We start from the raw sequence: 16,400 nt of genomic DNA, 5'->3' as shown, positions 1-16,400 counted from the left end.
TAAACGGCTATCCCAGGAAAAAGGATAGCCGCACACTGTTATTCTTCCGGCAGAAAAGCCGCGATCCTCGGAAATAGTTTCAAGGCATTGTAGTAAAATACCTTTTCATGATGCTCTTCAGGGATAAGATCCTTGATAAACTCAATATATGGAGCTATAGGGATCAAGGGCCAATCGGTCCCAAAGATCAATTTATCATATGAATCTGCAAACTCAATCGCGTGGCGAAGGTGGTCAAGGAACCGCCCTCCGCTCCTTTTCTTCAGTTCTTCTTCCGTACCCACTATCAGTCCTGAGAGATCAGCGTATACGTTCGGATTCTTATAGATGATTTCAGCCCCCGTCAGGGTCCAGGGGTCGCCGAAATGAGCCATCATGAAATTGACATTCCGGTGCCTGACAGCCACTTCATCGATGGCAAGAGGATGGGAGTACTTCAGCAGCCCTCTTTCTGAATAAGTGTCGCCAGTATGAAAGACAACCGGCACACTGTATTTCTCAGCAAGTTTATAGACTGGTTCATATACTTCGTCATAAGCGTAAAAAGGATAATAGCCCAGGTAGATTTTAAATCCGACAGTCCCGGGGCGCTGAATCACGTCTTCCAGCCTTACAAGCGCCTCAGAATCCATATTGAATGGATTTATGCCGGCGCAGGCTACTATTATATCCGGCTGGGATTCAGCCAGGTCCAGCATCATCGGCGTCCTTGCATCATGGTCCGGAAAACCCATCCCGTTTGTTTCCTCAAGGCCCATGCCGATTCCGAGCAGGACACCTGCATCCCGGTACTCAGCAGAAATCCCTTTATAGGAATAATCAACAAACGAAAGGTCTCTTGCTGTTTCATGAAAAGATTTAATTTGTGAAAAATGCATATGTGCGTCTATTATTTTCATTCTGTCTCCTCATTGATGAAACTGATTTTCTGCAGCCTATCCAGCAGCTTCCCGGATAAATCCCTTCTGTCAAACAGCATGAATACCGGTTTCGTCTGGCTATCCCGCCCTCCGGAGCTGAATGGCTGCCTTGATATAAGCTGGCATGCCTCTTTGTTCATATATGCCTCATTATGGTCAGCCATGCTGTTTGCTACCATATAAAGCTTTTCTTCTGCATGTGTGCTGCAGACGGATGAGCCATTCCCCAAAAAGAGAACATTCTCGCCCTTTCCTGCTGTATAAAAGCCATTCTCATCTGCTCCGTCCGGCCTGATCGAAAGGTCTTCAAGCTTTCCGCCCATCAGGAAAGCATCCGTGACAGCGTACTCACCGGCAAGGAGCTTGCCGCCCGCTTCCTCTATTCTGAGAAATGACCCGATCAATGGTACACCTGGGAGCATGAGATAATATTGTGCAAATGTAAGTCCCTGCCATACAGGATGCTCTCCAAGCCTTGTTGTAACCTTGAGTCCCTGCCACAATTCCCCTGAATTATCCCGGACCGCAGCTGCCCCCGCCTCTGTCTGGCCTTTGAGGATAGAGAAAACATTCAGTTTTGAAGGAATTGTCTTCATTCCACCGCCCCAGGGATTCCACCAGCCTTTTGCCTGCAGTGAAGGGAAAGAGTGGTCCAGCCATTTTCTTCCGTTAACAGAGATGGAGAACAGTCCAGGATAGAAGCCTGGAGCCGATTTGATTTCCACTGGCCCGTTTACTGCTTTTGCCACTTTTAATCCGGCTTTCTCTTCCCATGATATTTGCACTTCTCCTCCAGGCATCAGAACGATGCTATCGATTTTTTCGCAGCTGCTGCCTTCCTCAAGAACTGCAGACACAATGCTGATTCCTGCTTTTTCCCCCAATGCAACGCTGGTTTTATAATCTTTTCCTCCCTCAAGCCTAATCTCTTCAGCTGCCTTGACCCTGCCGTCAGCCGAAATGGAGAGCTTCCCTTCAATTGGCTGTAGCCTGTGATTGATTAAAGTCAGGTCTGCCGCATATTTTTCATCAAGGCCGCATACTGAAGTGATGATCATCTCCTTCTCAGGGGCTGTACTTTTTTTATCAGCTAAAGGGGAGCTGGTTGCAAATGCTGCGAATTCTTCCCAGGACTGGAAGGCCCCAATTGATAGATAAACAGGTTCGAGGACCGCCTTTTCTTTCGCCTGGATCTCACCGGTCTGGAATTCAATTGAAAGCTGCCAATTATCCGGCACCGCCTTGGCGCTTTCCGGCCAGGCAAGCCCTACCGGTTCCCCTCTTTGTCCTGCGAAATACCAATTCCCTGACAGAGAGCTGAAGTTGACATCTCCATACAGAAGCTCCTTCATATCTGAAAACGCAACTGCTTCCCCGTCCAGCGGAAACACCATCTCCCTGCCTTCATGGTACATCGACTGAGAGATATACAGCTGTTCAACAGGCTCTTCCCTGCCATTTTCACATTCCATCCACCTCTTTACAAGTCCTTCAGCATATAGGGATGTAAAGATGCTAAGCTTGATTCCAGGCAAATTCTCCGAAAGAAATGCAAGCTTATGGGTTATAGCTGCCCCATCTTTATACCACTCTGCAGATACAGGCTTCTTTTTGGTGAATTCTGAGGTATATGGCTTCCCCAGTTTCGGCTGGAAGAACGCAAATGGCTGATCCATTTTCTCGCTTCGGCCGGCTTTCACAGTATAGTCACGCTTTCTGATATTCACCTGGCTGTTGCCATTGAAGATATGCCAGTATTCCTCTGTCTCGCCGCCAAATTGGCTGCCAAAACCCTTCAGTGCAATGCCGGCTTTCTTTTCAAACTGGAACTGGCCGCCTTTAGAACCAGTTAGAGCCACCTGCAGCAGGTGCTCAGAAAAACCATGCTTCTTTACCTCAGCTGGAAGGAAGATGCTTTTCCGCTCTTTCGGTTTCAAATCAAGAATAATTTCTTTATATTCAGGAATGAGATTCTCTGTTTCCGGAATCCGGATTTCCACGTTTACATCTTCCGGCAGATTATTTTTAACCTCGAAAGCAACCTCTGCCTGTTTTCCCTGGTAGCTTAAATGTCCAAGAAGCGAGGCAGTAACATCGGCCGGCTTTTTAGGATGGAGGCCCAGCTTCAGTGAACAGCTCCTTCCATTTATAGACAATTCTACTTCTGCAGATGGGTGTGTCTTCCAGGAGTCAGGCGCTTCCCCTTCTCTGATGTCCAGCACTCCTGCGATGACCTCTTCGCCAGAGACCACTAGGGACGCTGTTAAGCTGCATTTCACGCGCCCGCTGTCCTTCCCGGCTGCTTCAACCGCAAGCGGATTTCCGGATTTATTGACAATCCTTAAGGAAATGGACTCTTTCCGCCCCTCAATCAGCTGGTGCCTGTTTAAAACAAGTTCAGCCAGGAATTCATCTGTCTCAATCAGGCGCATGCCCCTTCCTGAACGTTCAAATTGGACTCTTGCATGAGTTCCTTCATCTTCCCACTCATAGTCATAATAAGTGAAGCCATTTTCGTTTTTTCCATCAGGTTTCACTTCAATTTTCCTCGAGCTTGAACTGTACCAGTCCAGCTTTTCAAAAACAGGCTTAAAAAGCGGCGTATTCAGAACAGCGGGAATAAAGTTCATCAAGTGAGTGGAGTCGTCTCTGTCTTCCCAAAAGAATCCGCATTTTTTATACAATGGCACAGCCTTCGTATTGCCTGGCCAAGTATACAGGTCCAGACGCGGCCACCCGAGCTCCACAGTCTTTCCAAGTGCCTCAAGAACAAGGAGCTTGCCGATTTTTCTGCCATGATAATCAGGCCGCACATTCAGGAGAGGAATATAAAGCGCACCTTCATCTTCCTTATATTCTGAAAGTCCGCAATAGCCTACGACCTCTTCCCCATCCAGGGCGATATACAGTTCGATATTATCCGAGTTTTCCTCTTTCGTCTTCACTTGCTCCCCTGTCATCACCCGGTTGTCGCCGCCCCAGCTATCGCGGCTCATATTCCACATTTTTGCAACTGCATCCGCCAATCCAGGCTGGTAGGGGACCACCTGTATCTTATTCATCACTTTTTCCATGTCTCTTCCTCCTCGATTCTTAACTACGTGCCTTCCATCTTATCGGTGCATTGAATTTGTATTTTTCCTGCTTTGTCCATCTTTATTTCCTCCTTCGATCAGGGCAGTTATTTGCCTTGTTCCCCCTTGGTGGAACATTTTGGCACGCCCATTCTTATCGTATTAGGTTAAAGAATCAAAGTAAAGACAATTCTAAATTTTTAAAACAGAAAAAATGGCAGGCAAAAAGGCCCTGCCAAAGCAGAGCCTTTTGTTACATCCAGTTTAGGACCGGATGCATTATCTTGCCAATTCTTCTTTAATATCGCCGAGGATTTCTTTGGGATTTGTATTGGGAGAATACCGCTTGACGACTTCTCCTTTTTTGTTCACAAGGAATTTGGTGAAATTCCATTTGACAGCCTTCATGCCAAGCATGCCAGGCGCTTCTTCTGTTAAATATTGAAAAATAGGGTCGGCATTTTTCCCGTTCACATCCACCTTCGCGAACATAGGGAAGGACACCCCATAGTTCAGCTGGCAGAACTGCTGGATTTCTTCGTTGCTGCCCGGATCCTGATTCATGAATTGATTGCAGGGGAATCCGAGAATTTCAAGACCTTCCCTGTGGAGCTGTTCATAGATTTCCTGCAGCTCCTTGAACTGTGGTGTAAAGCCGCATTTGCTGGCTGTATTGACAATGAGGAGCACATCCCCCTCAAACTCCCTTAGCGGGACATCCGAGCCATCTGCTTTCATTGCATTAAATTGATATATAGACATCATCGCACCTCCTGCTATTATCGTAATCACGATCAGTCTATAATGCCAGTTTAAACTCTTGGTTAAAAAAGCACATCCTCAAGCTTCCTCAGGCATTCGGCCATATGATCGGACAGAAGGGCAAGATCATCAATCTGGTCTTCATAAATGAGTCTGCCAAAAGTGATTTCCGTTATATTCTGCACAGTGTCCGGCTTGCGTAATGGATCATAGGAAACTGTTTGGGTGATGCTTCTATTTTCTCCCCAAATGGCCTTCATGAGCCTGTCGATCCCGGCTGTCTGTTCCGGCTCATTCTTTTGGCTGAAGGAAAATCGGATGCTGATCATGCAGCCTGAGAGCTTTTCAGACAGGAGGGCGGGATGCAGCTCAGCCGCCAGATTTTCGAGCGCCGCTTGCATGATGAAGGTGCATGAAGCTTTGACAGATTCCCTGTCCTGAAAAGTGATTTCAAATGTCCTCGAAAGCTTGGCGGTATTAATCAGCTCGTTGCGGTCAATTATGCTGATTTGACCGGCAAGGTCCTTATCATACAGAAGGCCTTCCATGACGATCTTCATATTTTCATACGCAGTAGGGTCAAACAAGCTGAACACCCCTTTTAAAATAGACCAACAGCATTTCCGTTCTCATCCACATCCATTTTCAAAGCAGCAGGCGATTTCGGAAGCCCCGGCATTGTCATGACATCTCCTGTAAGGGCTACGATGAAACCTGCCCCGATGGAAGGCTTCAGCTCGCGGACTGTCACAGTGAATCCTTCAGGCCTGCCCAGCTTTGCAGGGTCATCTGACAGCGAATACTGAGTTTTGGCCATGCACACCGGAAGGCTTCCCCAGCCAAAGGTCTCAAAATCAGCAAGCTGCTTTTTAGCTTTGCCCGCAAATTCTACCTCGGCTCCCCCGTATACTTTCTGGACGATAGTCCTGATTTTCTCTTCAAGCGGATCTGACAGGCTGTATAACGGAGCAAAACTGCTTTCCTTTTTATCAATAAGCTTCAGGACAGTTTCTGCCAATGCAAGTCCGCCTTCCCCGCCTTTTTCCCATACTTCTGTAAGGGCAGCAGGGAAGCCTTCTTTCTCGCAGAGTCCAAGCAGTGTGCTCACTTCCAGATCTGTATCAGTTACAAATTTATTTATGGCAACAGTGAACGGAAGGCCAAAGCTCTTAATCGTTTCAGCGTTCTTCTTCAGATTGGCGAATCCTTCTGCCAATGCAGCGGCATTTTCCTCTGCAAGATCTGTTTTCTTTACTCCGCCATGCATCTTAAGCGCCCTGATTGTGGCCACGATCACCACTGCTTCAGGCTGGATGTCAGCATTTCTTGTTTTAATATGAAGGAATTTCTCTGCTCCAAGATCTGCACCGAACCCGGCCTCTGTAACCACATAATCGGCCAGCTTTGAGGCAGCTGTTGTCGCGGCAGCGCTGTTGCAGCCATGGGCGATATTGGCAAATGGCCCTCCATGCACCAAAGCTGGTGTATGTTCAATCGTCTGGACCAGATTCGGCTTAATAGCATCCTTTAAAAGCAGGGCAAGCGCGCCTTCTGCACCTAAATCTCCGGCTGTTACAGGTTCCTTTTGATCATTATAGGCGATGACCATCCTGGAAAGCCTCAGCTTCAAATCTGCCAGATCGGATGCCAGACATAAAACGGCCATGATTTCCGAGGCCACCGTAATATCAAACCCATCTTCCCTTGGCACTCCCTGCATAGGGCCGCCAAGACCGACGATCACCTTTCTCAGGGCCCGGTCATTCAGATCGACTGCCCGCTTCCAGACAATCCTCCGCTGGTCGATACCCAGTTCATTTCCCTGCTGCAGATGGTTATCAATCAAGGCAGAGAGCGCATTATTTGCTGAAGTAATAGCATGCAGGTCCCCCGTGAAATGAAGATTGATATCCTCCATAGGCAGTACCTGTGCATATCCGCCGCCGGTGGCGCCCCCTTTGATTCCCATCGTTGGGCCAAGTGAAGGTTCACGCATCGCTATCACGGTTTTCTTCCCGAGTCTTGTCAGGGCATCACCAAGACCGACAGTCACTGTAGACTTCCCTTCTCCTGCAGGAGTTGGATTGATGGCTGTAACCAGAATGACTTTTCCAGACTCTTTTGTCTGCAGCTTTTTCATGGCCTCATATGAGAGCTTGGCCTTGTGCTTCCCGTAAAGCTCTAAATCATCTTCTTCCAGCCCGATTCCGGCTCCAATTTCTTTGATCGGTTTCAGTTCTGATTCCTGTGCGATTTCGATATCTGACTTTACCTTTGGTTTCACGTTCATTCTTGTCCCCCCGAAATATGCAAAGTTTCCTTCTATATTGTACCACCGCGTCCAATAATAAGTGATAGAATTTTAAATAATGAATCTTTTGCCCGGCATTGCCTGATCATGCCGTTTGCTTTTATAATTAGATAATTGAATATTCAAACAAGGAGGAAGGCCCGTGCCCATTTGTATTCCGCCTCTGCTGCCTGCCCGTGAGATCCTGGAGAAAGAAAATATCTTTGTCATGGATGACAGCCGGGCAAGGCAGCAGGACATCCGTCCGCTTAATATCATCATCCTGAATCTCATGCCTGAAAAAGAAAAAACAGAAGCACAGCTTTTGAGGCTTCTTGGCAACACACCGCTCCAGGTAAATATTTCGTTCCTTAAAACAGCGACACATGAATCAAAAAATACAAGTGAACTGCATCTTGAGCAGTTTTATACCACTTTTCAAGAGATCAGGCATCATAAATTCGATGGGATGATCATAACCGGGGCTCCGATTGAAATGCTGGATTTCGAGGAAGTCGATTATTGGGAAGAACTGACTGGGATCATGGATTGGGCGAAAGAGAATGTGACCTCCAGCATGCATATTTGCTGGGGCGCCCAGGCTGCGCTTTATCATTATTATGGGATCGGCAAGGAGATCCTTTCGCGGAAATGCTCCGGGGTATACGCCCATACCGTTTGCGACCCTTCCATAAAGCTGCTGAGAGGATTTGATGACCATTTCCTTGCTCCTCATTCAAGGAATACAGACGTTTCGATTGCAAAAATAAACGAGCATCCTTCCCTGAAGCTTCTGTCTTTATCAGAAGAGGCCGGCGCATTCATCATCAGTTCAAAGGACGGCAGAAGAATTATGGTCACCGGCCATCTGGAATATGAGGCACTCACACTGGCTGATGAGTATGAAAGGGACAAAGCAAGGGGGCTTGTGCCAGACCTGCCATTGCACTATTTCCCTGAAGACAACCCTATGCTGCCTCCAAAGAACAGATGGAGGTCTCACGCGCATCTGCTTTTTTCAAACTGGCTGAACTATTATGTATACCAGGAAACTCCATATGAATGGTAACGCCCTGTCTTCTGAAAGAATGGCAAAATGGCTGCACTCTTAGAGGCAGCCATTTCATTTCATCCATTCAATCAGCTTTGCTGGCTATAGTAGACTTCCTCAAACGGCTGCACTACAACAAAACCGTTGCCCGAGAATTTCATTTGGATTGATTCCCCGCTTCCTCTTCCAAGGAAGGTCTTAAAGGATATATCAGTCACAAACTCCGGCTGAAGGCTGCCTGACCAGGCTACTGTAGCATTTGGATCTGTGTACACTGGATTATCCGGTGTGACCAGCAGTGTCAGCGGCTCATAATGGGAAGTGATGGCGACCATGCCGCGCCCTTCAAGGCGGACATTGAAGAGCCCGCCTGCCATCATGCCGGCGATCCTTTTCATCAGCTTGATATCCCAGCTGATGCCGGGTTCGAATGCCAGCAAGTCATTTCCGTTCACAAAAATCGCTTCACCGCCAAGGTTAAGGATTGATATCTTTTTCCCCTGGTCTGCCAGATAGAGTTTGCCATTCCCTGTCGCTTTCATCAGTGACGTCCCTTCCCCTGTCAGCGCCTTTTTGAACATTTTCCCGAGACCGTGCTCCAGGATCCCTTCTCTTTCAAACTTTATGTTTCCCCTGTAGGAAACCATGGCACCGGTTTTTGCCCAGATCTGATTTGTCAGGTTGATCTCAAGCATCCTTGGTGTTTCAAGCTCAAACAGGCCTTCTCCTTTATCCTGCTGTTTTGTCTGGCTGACGAATTCTTCGATTGAATATCTGCTCATCCCTACTACCTCCTCTTATTTATCATTTTTGATCATGAATACCCACATAAACGATAATGCCTGCTGCAATTCTTCTGTTAAGGAGCCTTTGGAAATCAGTTCTGCACTCCTTTTATAAACACCGAACCCGGCTGTCCTGCTCCATCCGTTTTCAGCAGCTAGCCTTTCGAACTCCCATGGCATCATTGTATTGCAGACAGCTTTCTTGCCGTAAAGCCTTTCATAGCTGTTTTCCCGCGGCTTCGCAGTGGGGCCTAAAATGCCGACGCATCCAAATCCTCCCGGCCTGACCACCCTCTGCATTTCCCTGAGGACTGCAAGTGGGCTCTCAGTCCACTCAAGGGAATTGATCGCAAGCACTGCATCAAAGGCATGATCAGGAACATCCAAAGATGCAATATCAGATTTAATAAATCTTGCATCATTTCCTTCATTCACCTTAATGGCTTTATGTATCATTTCCTCTGAAACATCTGCCCCTGTTACTTTATAGCCGGCATTTGCGAGTTTCAGTGTGCCAAAGCCATCTCCGCATCCAAGGTCACAGACTGCAGAACCTGCAGGGACATGCTGATTGAAGAAGCCTGCAATTTCCTTCCGGCTGCCTGATTCCCACATTTCCCTGCTCTGCCGGCTCCATGAGCCGGATTTCTCATCCCAAAGCCTTTCTGCTTCAGAGGCCCAATTAAATTCCATCCTGATGATCCCTCACTTTTATTACGGATATATTCTAAAAAAGTTTCATTCTTGTATTTCTATAAGGGCAGCTGGTAATCCTTTGTACTAAGGAAATTAAAGGAGGGGCTTTACATGCAGCCGGAAAAATTAATTGCTGTCCAAAGAAACCACCTGGGAGAGATTATGTCTTTCCAGACCTCGGGAGGGCGGATCATATCGTTCAGAAAAGCAATGATGGAAGCAGAAGAAGGACTCATCGAGCTTGCAGAGGCGGAACACAGCCTGATGGAAAACAATGTTAACACGGTGAATCTGTTAGAGGATTTTCCGAGCTTTGGGTAAGGGTATAAACGAGGCTTAATAACCGTTAAGGTAAAATTAAGAAATATTCGTATTCATCTATGCCTTTGGCAAAAGAAATAAGAAAGTTTCATGAAGTATGCCTTTCAAATGTAGTCTGTTGATTTGCGTTCCAGGCACTTCGCTTTCCGCGGGGCGGCGCTGAGCCTCCTCGTCGTACCTCCTGCGGGGTCTCAGCTCTGCCGCTGCAATCCCGCAGGAGTCTACGTGCCTTCCACTCCAATCAACAGGGCTCAAATAATTAAATGGCAGTTCTTTATTACCACCACCCCTTCGATCCCTTTTAAAAATGTGATAATAAATAGCGGCAAGGCATCCTTTAACGCCTTACCGCTTTTTATTCTGTCTTCATCCTTCAGTCTGCTCATTTTTCCTGGCGATTTCGCGGAGAGAATCCACTCTCCCCTGATCTTCTTCAAAGAACTGGACTAGGTCACCCACCCGGTCAATCGCATCCCAGCTTAAATGATGCTCTATGCCTTCCACATCTTCATAAATATTCTCTTCCTTCACGCCGATGATCCTTAACAGCTGTTCGAGAAGTTCATGGCGGTATACAAGCCTTTTGCCGATCTTTTTGCCTTTTGGAGTCAGGATCAGCCCTCTGTATTTTTCATAAACAAGATATTCGTCTTTATCCAGCTTCTGCACCATCTTAGTAACTGAAGAAGGATGGACTGACAAAGCTTCGGCGATATCGGATACACGTGCATAACCTTTATCTTCTATCAGTATGTATATTTGTTCTATATAATCTTCCATGCTTGGAGTAGGCATCCGATAACCTCCTAAGTATTAAAACCAGCTTCTTGCCGGACAGAAATACACATCCGGTTTCAGCTTTACTGCTGTGTCCTGTTAAATAATCGTCACCGGCCCATTGCTTTCCTGCAAACAGAAAGCTCCACCATGCAGCCCCGTAAAAATTGTCCAATAAAAATTTTACTATAGATGGGGAGGACAAACAAGTCAGGCAAGCGAAACACCAGGAAGAAGCTTGTGCCCCTCCCCTGCATTTATTGCTGCTTTATGCTGTTTTCAAAGACGAAGTTAAGCCTGCCTTCTCCCCATTCTAGCCTGGCCTGAAATTCCTTTTCGCCTTTTTTGAACCCTTTGATAAGATCTGTCTGCCCATCTTTCAAAAGCTTGCGGACATTTGCCTGGCTTATGGTCTTCCCAAGCACTTTTTTGGATATGGTGAAACGGCAGTCAGAGGCTTTATAATTCGCACAGCCATAAAAAGTCCCTTTGTCAACAACATCGCCGCCGCACAGCTTACATTTGCCGACCTTCGTGCCCGCACCGCCCCTTTTGCCTTTTTTCCCCGGCCTTCTATCCTTGAATTCCTCCAGGTCATATCCATCAAAGCTCCACCGGGAACTCTGTTCTGTCGCATCATTGATTAATTTGATTGACAGCTTCTTCGCCTGCTCCATAAATTCTTTTGGCGATGCTGCCCCCTCACCGATTTCATTCAGGCGCTGCTCCCATTTGGCGGTCATTTCAGGGGATCCAAGCACACTTTCGCCGATTGAATCGATCAAAAGCTTTCCCTTGTTCGTCGCATACACCTGGTTCTTGCGGACATCAATATACATCCGGTCCTTAAGAATGCCAATGATCCCGGCACGCGTAGCTTCAGTGCCAAGCCCTTCAGTCTGATTCATCACTTTGACCAGATCAGAATCCTCCAAATGCTTCCCGGCAGTTTTCATCAGGGTGATAAGCTGCCCCTCGGTATACCGCTTAGGCGGCTGCGTCTTGCTCTCTTTAACCTCTGTATCCTGTACAATCCCTCTTTCGCCGGATTCGAGGGACGGGAGATCCTGCTCATCTTCATCTTTAGCAGCACTCTTCTTGTTGCTGAACAGGACCTTCCTCCAGCCTTCCTGAATCATTTCCTTCCCTTTTGACAGGAAAGCAGCTCTCTCATCCGCCAATGTATGGATGGTTGTATAATCGAAGATGGCTTTTTCATAATGGGCGGCAATCAGCCTTTTTACAATCAGCTCATAAATCCTTGCTTCATCGGCACCCATTTTAGCCGGGTCGGCTGCCTGTTCTGTAGGAATGATGGCATAGTGGTCTGTCACTTTCTTTTCATTCACAAATCTTTTATTATCCAGTATGGATGAAACAGGAAGCGGGAAAAAAGCTTTAAAAGCATCCATTTTCGAAAGCTTTTCCAGTGTTTCAGGAAATGCCGCCGCCTCCTCTTTCGTGACAAAGCTTGAGTCAGAGCGAGGGTACGAAATAATTCCTTTCACATAAAGCTTTTGGGCGATTTCCAATGTTTTTTGCGGGGAATATTTGTAAAGTTTGTTTGCTTCAGCCTGCAGGGACGAGAGATTGAATAAATAAGGAGGCAGGAATTCCTTCCTGTCTTTATCGATTGATTCAATCCTGGCGTTCTTTCCTTCTGCAAACTGCTGGATTTTCCTGGCCATCCCTTCATTATCGAGACGGGAATTCCCATCTTTATGCCATTTCCCTTTATATGTCTTTCCTTCCATATTGAAAGTAGCCATGACTTCCCAGAAAGGCTCTGACTTAAAATTCTCGATTTCTTTTTCTCTTTTTACAATCAGTGCAAGGGTCGGGGTCTGGACCCTTCCGGTAGAAAACACATCCTGGATCCCTTTTTGCTGGAGCAGCAGGGTGTATGCCCTCGAAGCATTCATACCGACAAGCCAGTCGGCACATGCCCTGCTGAGCGCCTCATAATAAATATTTCTTGTCTTAGACTCATCAAGGAGATTGGCAAAGCCATTTGTTACAGATTTGGCGGTGAGCGATGAAATCCATAGCCGCTTCATCGGCTTTCTGCTGCCGCACTGAGTCAGAATGACTCGGATAATGGCTTCCCCTTCTCTTTCTGCATCACCGGCAATGATGATTTCATTGACTTCTTTATGGTGGACCAGTTCTTTGATGACTTTGAATTGCTTCCACTTTGACTTGGATACACGGTGCTTAAATTGCTCCGGAAGTATCGGCAGAGTGCTCAGTGACCACTTTTTCCATTTAGAATCATATTCCTCGGGAGGAACCAGTTCACATAAATGGCCAATGGCCCAAGTCATGAAAGCACCATCAGGGAACAGTTGGTTCGGAGCGATTTCCAGATAGCCTTCTTTTTTCTTGAATGAAAATGGGGCGGCAAGCTTCATTCCCTGATCAGGCTTCTCTGCAATAATCAGTTTCATATTCATTCTCCTTGCTCGGGACTGCGCAAGTCCGACTTGATTATTTTACTGCTAACCTCAATGGCAGCAGGGCCCGAAAAAAAGATTATACATGATTCCAGGCTGTTCAGGCACCCTTTAGCTCCTGTCAGATTGGGATCATGCACTTTTTTCAGAATTGAATAAATGGGGGGTTCTATGGGAGATGGATGGCTTGAGGGTAGCTGCTGATGTACATATGGCTTGAGGCAGCAGAAAAAAGCGCCATTCCCGGCGCTTCTTCTATTATACTATTAAACTTTCTCTCTTTAAAGCTCCCTGCAAACCAAAAGACTAGAGAGTATGATCATTCTGCTGTACGGACCCGCATGCTGTTCCGTTTTTTCATTATATACCCTTTAGTAGGCGAAAACAGGAAAACAAGGGCAAATAGTATTCCATTGGCAGCTGCCATGCTTCCGGATATCGAGGCATTCAGCCAGCTTGCAGCGAAATATCCGCCGACAGCGGCAGCCGCTCCGATCAATGCACTATAGATAAGCATGGTCCCAAGCCTGTCTGTCAGCAGGTATGCTGATGCTCCCGGTGCAATCAGCATAGCAACGACAAGGACTGCCCCGACGCTGTCAAAAGAAGCTACAGTTGTAATCGAAACCATTCCCATGAGCAGGTAATGGATGAACAGAACCGGAATCCCTATCGCTGCTGCCATCTGGGGATCAAAAGATGTAATTTTGAATTCCTTGTAGAATAATCCAATCAGCAGCAGATTAAACAGCAGGACACCCCCAAGCATCAGAAAGGCTTTCGGGACTTCTGGAAGCATTCCAATCCGGACGACATCCCAAGGGACAAAAGCAATCTCCCCCATCAATGCATGGTCGACATCCAGGTGGACATTTTCAGCAAAAAGCGAGACCAGGATTACTCCTACAGCAAACAGGAAGGTGAACACTACGCCGATTGAAGCATCCTCCTGAACGCCGCTGCTGTTAAAGGTCTGGACAAGGAAGGCCGTTGCCAGACCTGTTGCTGCTGCTCCAAGGAGCATGTAAAATCCGTTCATGCTCTGGCTGATCAGAAAAGCAAGGACGATTCCAAGGAGCACGGTATGGCTGATGGCATCGGCAAGCATGGAAAGCTTCCGCAATATCAGGAAGCATCCGGTGATGGCACAGGTGATTCCGGCCAGTGATCCTACTGCCAAAATCCATAATTCATAGCTCATAGATTCTCTCTCCTTTCTGGAAGGGGAAAAGGTGAAAGGACCGGCATCATATTATATTGCCAGAGCAGTTTCTCCGCTCTTTTGGCAAGCGGATCTGACGGTTTTACCATCAGCTTTTCAGCCAGCGCTTCCCTCTGGTCCTCATTAAATTCTTCACTGTGCATCAGGCAAAGTTCATTTATGCGTCCTTTCAGCGTCAGGATATAACCTTCGAGAACGCCTTTGTCCGTGAGCATCCATCCTCCTGGATCTTTTGCAATTAAATGCTCCTTGTACAGGTCGCTCATCAGCCTCATGGTATGTGATTTTGAGAAAGCGAGCTCATCGGAGATCCTGCTTTCAGCTATGATCATTTGTTCCTTCCCTGTCTCCCTGTAAGCAGATTCTGTCAGTTTGTACATTGCCCTAAGCACCTGGCTCCTCTTCGTCTTCCTGTTAAAGACGATTCTTTTGGCCAGCTTTGTCAGCAGTCCTCTCTGCGGGGCAGCCAGGACAGAGAACAGAAATAAGCCAGTAGCCGTAACAACAATGAACGGCCCAGTTGCAAGCCCCTGCCCCAGCGTGCTCAGAAGGGTTCCGGCCATTCCTGATAAGGCCCCGAATCCTCCTGAAATGATGACCATTTTCCCAAGTGACTCTGTCCAATACCTCGCAGCAACGCTTGGTGTGATCAGCATTGCAGCCATAAGGATTACGCCTACCGCCTGGATACCGATGACAACAGTGCCAGCCAGAAGGGTAAGAAACATAAAGTTCAGCCAGCCGGCAGGAAGTCCGAGCCCCCTCGCAAAATCAGGATCGAAGGTCAGGACCTTCAGCTCTTTAAAGAACAGCAAAGTCACCACGATGAGAACGGCAGAGGCACCTGCCATCAGCTTTACATCGCTCCCTACCATGGAAGCAGCCTGCCCGAAAATAAAGTCATCCAGCCCGCTCTTGTTGCCTGCAGGCGATTGGGATATCTTTGTCAGCAGGACAATCCCGAATCCGAAAAATACAGACAATACCAGGCAAATCGCGCTATCCTCTTTTAGAATTGAGCTGGAAGTGATGAATTGGATACAATAGGCGGCAAGCAGACCGGTAATTGCTGCTCCGATAAGGAGGGCAGGCAGAGATTTTTCACCTGTGAGCATAAAAGCAATGCATATCCCCGGCAATGCTGCATGTGCAACAGCATCCCCGATCAGGCTTTGCTTTCTCAGAAGGGCTATGCTTCCAAGCACTCCGCTTGCTGCACCCAGCAGCATTGTTCCAAACAGGACCCACTGTGTATTCGCGTTGCCCAGCATTTGCAATAGTTCATTCATATAAGACACCTCACTTTTGCTCGACCATCACTTGGCCCTTTTCCAGGAAGGCCAGCTTGCCGCCATATGTCTTGTGCAGGTTTTCCATTGTAAATGTTTTATCTGCCGGACCGTGGGCTATGGTTCTCATATTGAGCAGGATGACAGAATCAAAATATTCTTTTACAGTCTGCAGGTCGTGATGCACAACCAGCACCGTTTTCCCCTGGGCCTTCAATTCATTCAGCAGGCTGATGATTGCCCTTTCTGTAGCGGCATCCACCCCGACAAATGGTTCATCCATGAAATAGACGCTTGCATCCTGTGCAAGTGCCCTTGCAAGGAAGACCCTCTGCTGCTGTCCTCCTGACAGCTGGCTGATCTGCCTGTGCTGAAAAGCTTCCATGCCTACTTTGCGCAGGCATTCCCTTGCTGCTTCCACATCGGCTCTTTTGGGACGCTTGAACCAGCCGACATGGCCGTATCGCCCCATAAGGACAACATCAAGCGCATTCGTCGGGAAATCCCAGTCTACAGTACCCCTTTGCGGCACATACCCAACGAGCCTGTCTTTGGGCCGGTATTCTCTGCCGTATACTTTTATCTCCCCCGAAGCTCTCGGAATCAGCCCCAGTATGGCTTTAATAAGCGTAGATTTTCCGGCTCCATTCGGCCCGATTATTCCTACCAGGCTTCCTTCCCCGACCGAAAAGCTTACATCGCTCAGGACAGGCTTCTTCTGATATGCGACTGTCAGATTTTTTATTTCTACTGGATTCAT

Annotated in this window: 14 protein-coding genes; 2 read left to right on the top strand and 12 right to left on the bottom strand. The window is 47.4% G+C overall.

The window, feature by feature from the left end:
• Positions 1 to 38: 38 nt before the first annotated feature.
• From ABU165_RS03865 to ABU165_RS03845, 5 genes are all read right to left on the bottom strand, one after another.
• On the bottom strand, positions 39 to 899 hold the full coding sequence (locus tag ABU165_RS03865; RefSeq protein ID WP_009795668.1) for an amidohydrolase family protein: 861 nt from the start codon (positions 897 to 899) through the stop codon (positions 39 to 41).
• A complete protein-coding gene (locus tag ABU165_RS03860; protein ID WP_318059487.1) occupies positions 896 to 3,994 on the bottom strand; it encodes a GNAT family N-acetyltransferase in 3,099 nt (1,032 codons plus the stop codon). Before ABU165_RS03860 ends, ABU165_RS03865 begins: the two co-directional genes overlap by 4 nt.
• Positions 3,995 to 4,273: 279 nt before the next feature.
• On the bottom strand, positions 4,274 to 4,756 hold the full coding sequence (locus ABU165_RS03855; RefSeq protein ID WP_022544104.1) for a glutathione peroxidase: 483 nt from the start codon (positions 4,754 to 4,756) through the stop codon (positions 4,274 to 4,276).
• A 62-nt stretch (positions 4,757 to 4,818) separates the two neighbouring features.
• A complete protein-coding gene (locus ABU165_RS03850) occupies positions 4,819 to 5,343 on the bottom strand; it encodes a hypothetical protein (RefSeq protein WP_022544105.1) in 525 nt (174 codons plus the stop codon).
• Between the two features lie 14 nt (positions 5,344 to 5,357).
• Complete coding sequence (locus ABU165_RS03845; RefSeq protein WP_318059488.1) at positions 5,358 to 7,046, bottom strand: formate--tetrahydrofolate ligase; 1,689 nt, start codon at positions 7,044 to 7,046, stop codon at positions 5,358 to 5,360.
• Between the two features lie 163 nt (positions 7,047 to 7,209).
• Between ABU165_RS03845 and metA the strand changes: the two genes are divergently transcribed.
• On the top strand, positions 7,210 to 8,115 hold the full coding sequence (gene metA / locus ABU165_RS03840; protein WP_009791607.1) for a homoserine O-acetyltransferase MetA: 906 nt from the start codon (positions 7,210 to 7,212) through the stop codon (positions 8,113 to 8,115).
• 71 nt (positions 8,116 to 8,186) lie between these two features.
• Here metA and ABU165_RS03835 read toward each other — a convergent pair whose 3' ends face one another.
• Positions 8,187 to 8,879, bottom strand: a complete 693-nt coding sequence (locus ABU165_RS03835) for an AIM24 family protein (protein ID WP_009791608.1) — start codon at positions 8,877 to 8,879, stop codon at positions 8,187 to 8,189.
• 15 nt (positions 8,880 to 8,894) lie between these two features.
• Positions 8,895 to 9,575 (bottom strand): class I SAM-dependent methyltransferase, encoded by a 681-nt coding sequence (locus ABU165_RS03830; RefSeq protein ID WP_009791609.1) that lies wholly within the window; start codon positions 9,573 to 9,575, stop codon positions 8,895 to 8,897.
• A gap of 114 nt (positions 9,576 to 9,689) precedes the next feature.
• Between ABU165_RS03830 and ABU165_RS03825 the strand changes: the two genes are divergently transcribed.
• Positions 9,690 to 9,899, top strand: coding sequence for a manganese transport transcriptional regulator (locus tag ABU165_RS03825; protein ID WP_009791610.1), 210 nt, complete (start codon positions 9,690 to 9,692; stop codon positions 9,897 to 9,899).
• Positions 9,900 to 10,265: 366 nt separating this feature from the next.
• Here ABU165_RS03825 and mntR read toward each other — a convergent pair whose 3' ends face one another.
• The 5 genes from mntR to ABU165_RS03800 form a co-directional block, all read right to left on the bottom strand.
• The gene (mntR, locus tag ABU165_RS03820; protein ID WP_009791612.1) at positions 10,266 to 10,694 is read right to left on the bottom strand and encodes a transcriptional regulator MntR; all 429 of its coding nucleotides are present in this window, start codon (positions 10,692 to 10,694) and stop codon (positions 10,266 to 10,268) included.
• A 239-nt stretch (positions 10,695 to 10,933) separates the two neighbouring features.
• On the bottom strand, positions 10,934 to 13,123 hold the full coding sequence (locus ABU165_RS03815; RefSeq protein ID WP_101550131.1) for a DNA topoisomerase III: 2,190 nt from the start codon (positions 13,121 to 13,123) through the stop codon (positions 10,934 to 10,936).
• Positions 13,124 to 13,448: 325 nt separating this feature from the next.
• The gene (locus ABU165_RS03810; RefSeq protein WP_101550132.1) at positions 13,449 to 14,330 is read right to left on the bottom strand and encodes a metal ABC transporter permease; all 882 of its coding nucleotides are present in this window, start codon (positions 14,328 to 14,330) and stop codon (positions 13,449 to 13,451) included.
• Positions 14,327 to 15,640 carry a metal ABC transporter permease gene (locus ABU165_RS03805; protein ID WP_022544107.1) on the bottom strand — a complete coding sequence of 438 codons (1,314 nt, stop codon included), beginning with the start codon at positions 15,638 to 15,640 and terminating at the stop codon, positions 14,327 to 14,329. Before ABU165_RS03805 ends, ABU165_RS03810 begins: the two co-directional genes overlap by 4 nt.
• Positions 15,641 to 15,650: 10 nt before the next feature.
• Entirely contained in the window at positions 15,651 to 16,400 is a 750-nt protein-coding gene (locus tag ABU165_RS03800; protein WP_009791617.1) for a metal ABC transporter ATP-binding protein, read from the bottom strand.

This window comes from Cytobacillus sp. T106, assembly GCF_040492155.1.
Lineage (GTDB): Bacteria > Bacillota > Bacilli > Bacillales > Cytobacillaceae > Bacillus_AB > Bacillus_AB infantis.
Note: the sequence above shows the minus strand (reverse complement) of the source record. Positions and strands in the feature narration are given on the sequence as shown.

Coding starts and splice junctions, on each gene's coding strand:
- ABU165_RS03865 (WP_009795668.1), bottom strand. CDS start 899: ATGAAAATAATAGACGCACATATGCATTTTTCACAAATTAAATCTTTT.
- ABU165_RS03860 (WP_318059487.1), bottom strand. CDS start 3,994: ATGGAAAAAGTGATGAATAAGATACAGGTGGTCCCCTACCAGCCTGGA.
- ABU165_RS03855 (WP_022544104.1), bottom strand. CDS start 4,756: ATGTCTATATATCAATTTAATGCAATGAAAGCAGATGGCTCGGATGTC.
- ABU165_RS03845 (WP_318059488.1), bottom strand. CDS start 7,046: ATGAACGTGAAACCAAAGGTAAAGTCAGATATCGAAATCGCACAGGAA.
- ABU165_RS03835 (WP_009791608.1), bottom strand. CDS start 8,879: ATGAGCAGATATTCAATCGAAGAATTCGTCAGCCAGACAAAACAGCAG.
- ABU165_RS03830 (WP_009791609.1), bottom strand. CDS start 9,575: ATGGAATTTAATTGGGCCTCTGAAGCAGAAAGGCTTTGGGATGAGAAA.
- ABU165_RS03825 (WP_009791610.1), top strand. CDS start 9,690: ATGCAGCCGGAAAAATTAATTGCTGTCCAAAGAAACCACCTGGGAGAG.
- mntR (WP_009791612.1), bottom strand. CDS start 10,694: ATGCCTACTCCAAGCATGGAAGATTATATAGAACAAATATACATACTG.
- ABU165_RS03815 (WP_101550131.1), bottom strand. CDS start 13,123: ATGAAACTGATTATTGCAGAGAAGCCTGATCAGGGAATGAAGCTTGCC.
- ABU165_RS03810 (WP_101550132.1), bottom strand. CDS start 14,330: ATGAGCTATGAATTATGGATTTTGGCAGTAGGATCACTGGCCGGAATC.
- ABU165_RS03805 (WP_022544107.1), bottom strand. CDS start 15,640: ATGAATGAACTATTGCAAATGCTGGGCAACGCGAATACACAGTGGGTC.
- ABU165_RS03800 (WP_009791617.1), bottom strand. CDS start 16,400: ATGAATCCAGTAGAAATAAAAAATCTGACAGTCGCATATCAGAAGAAG.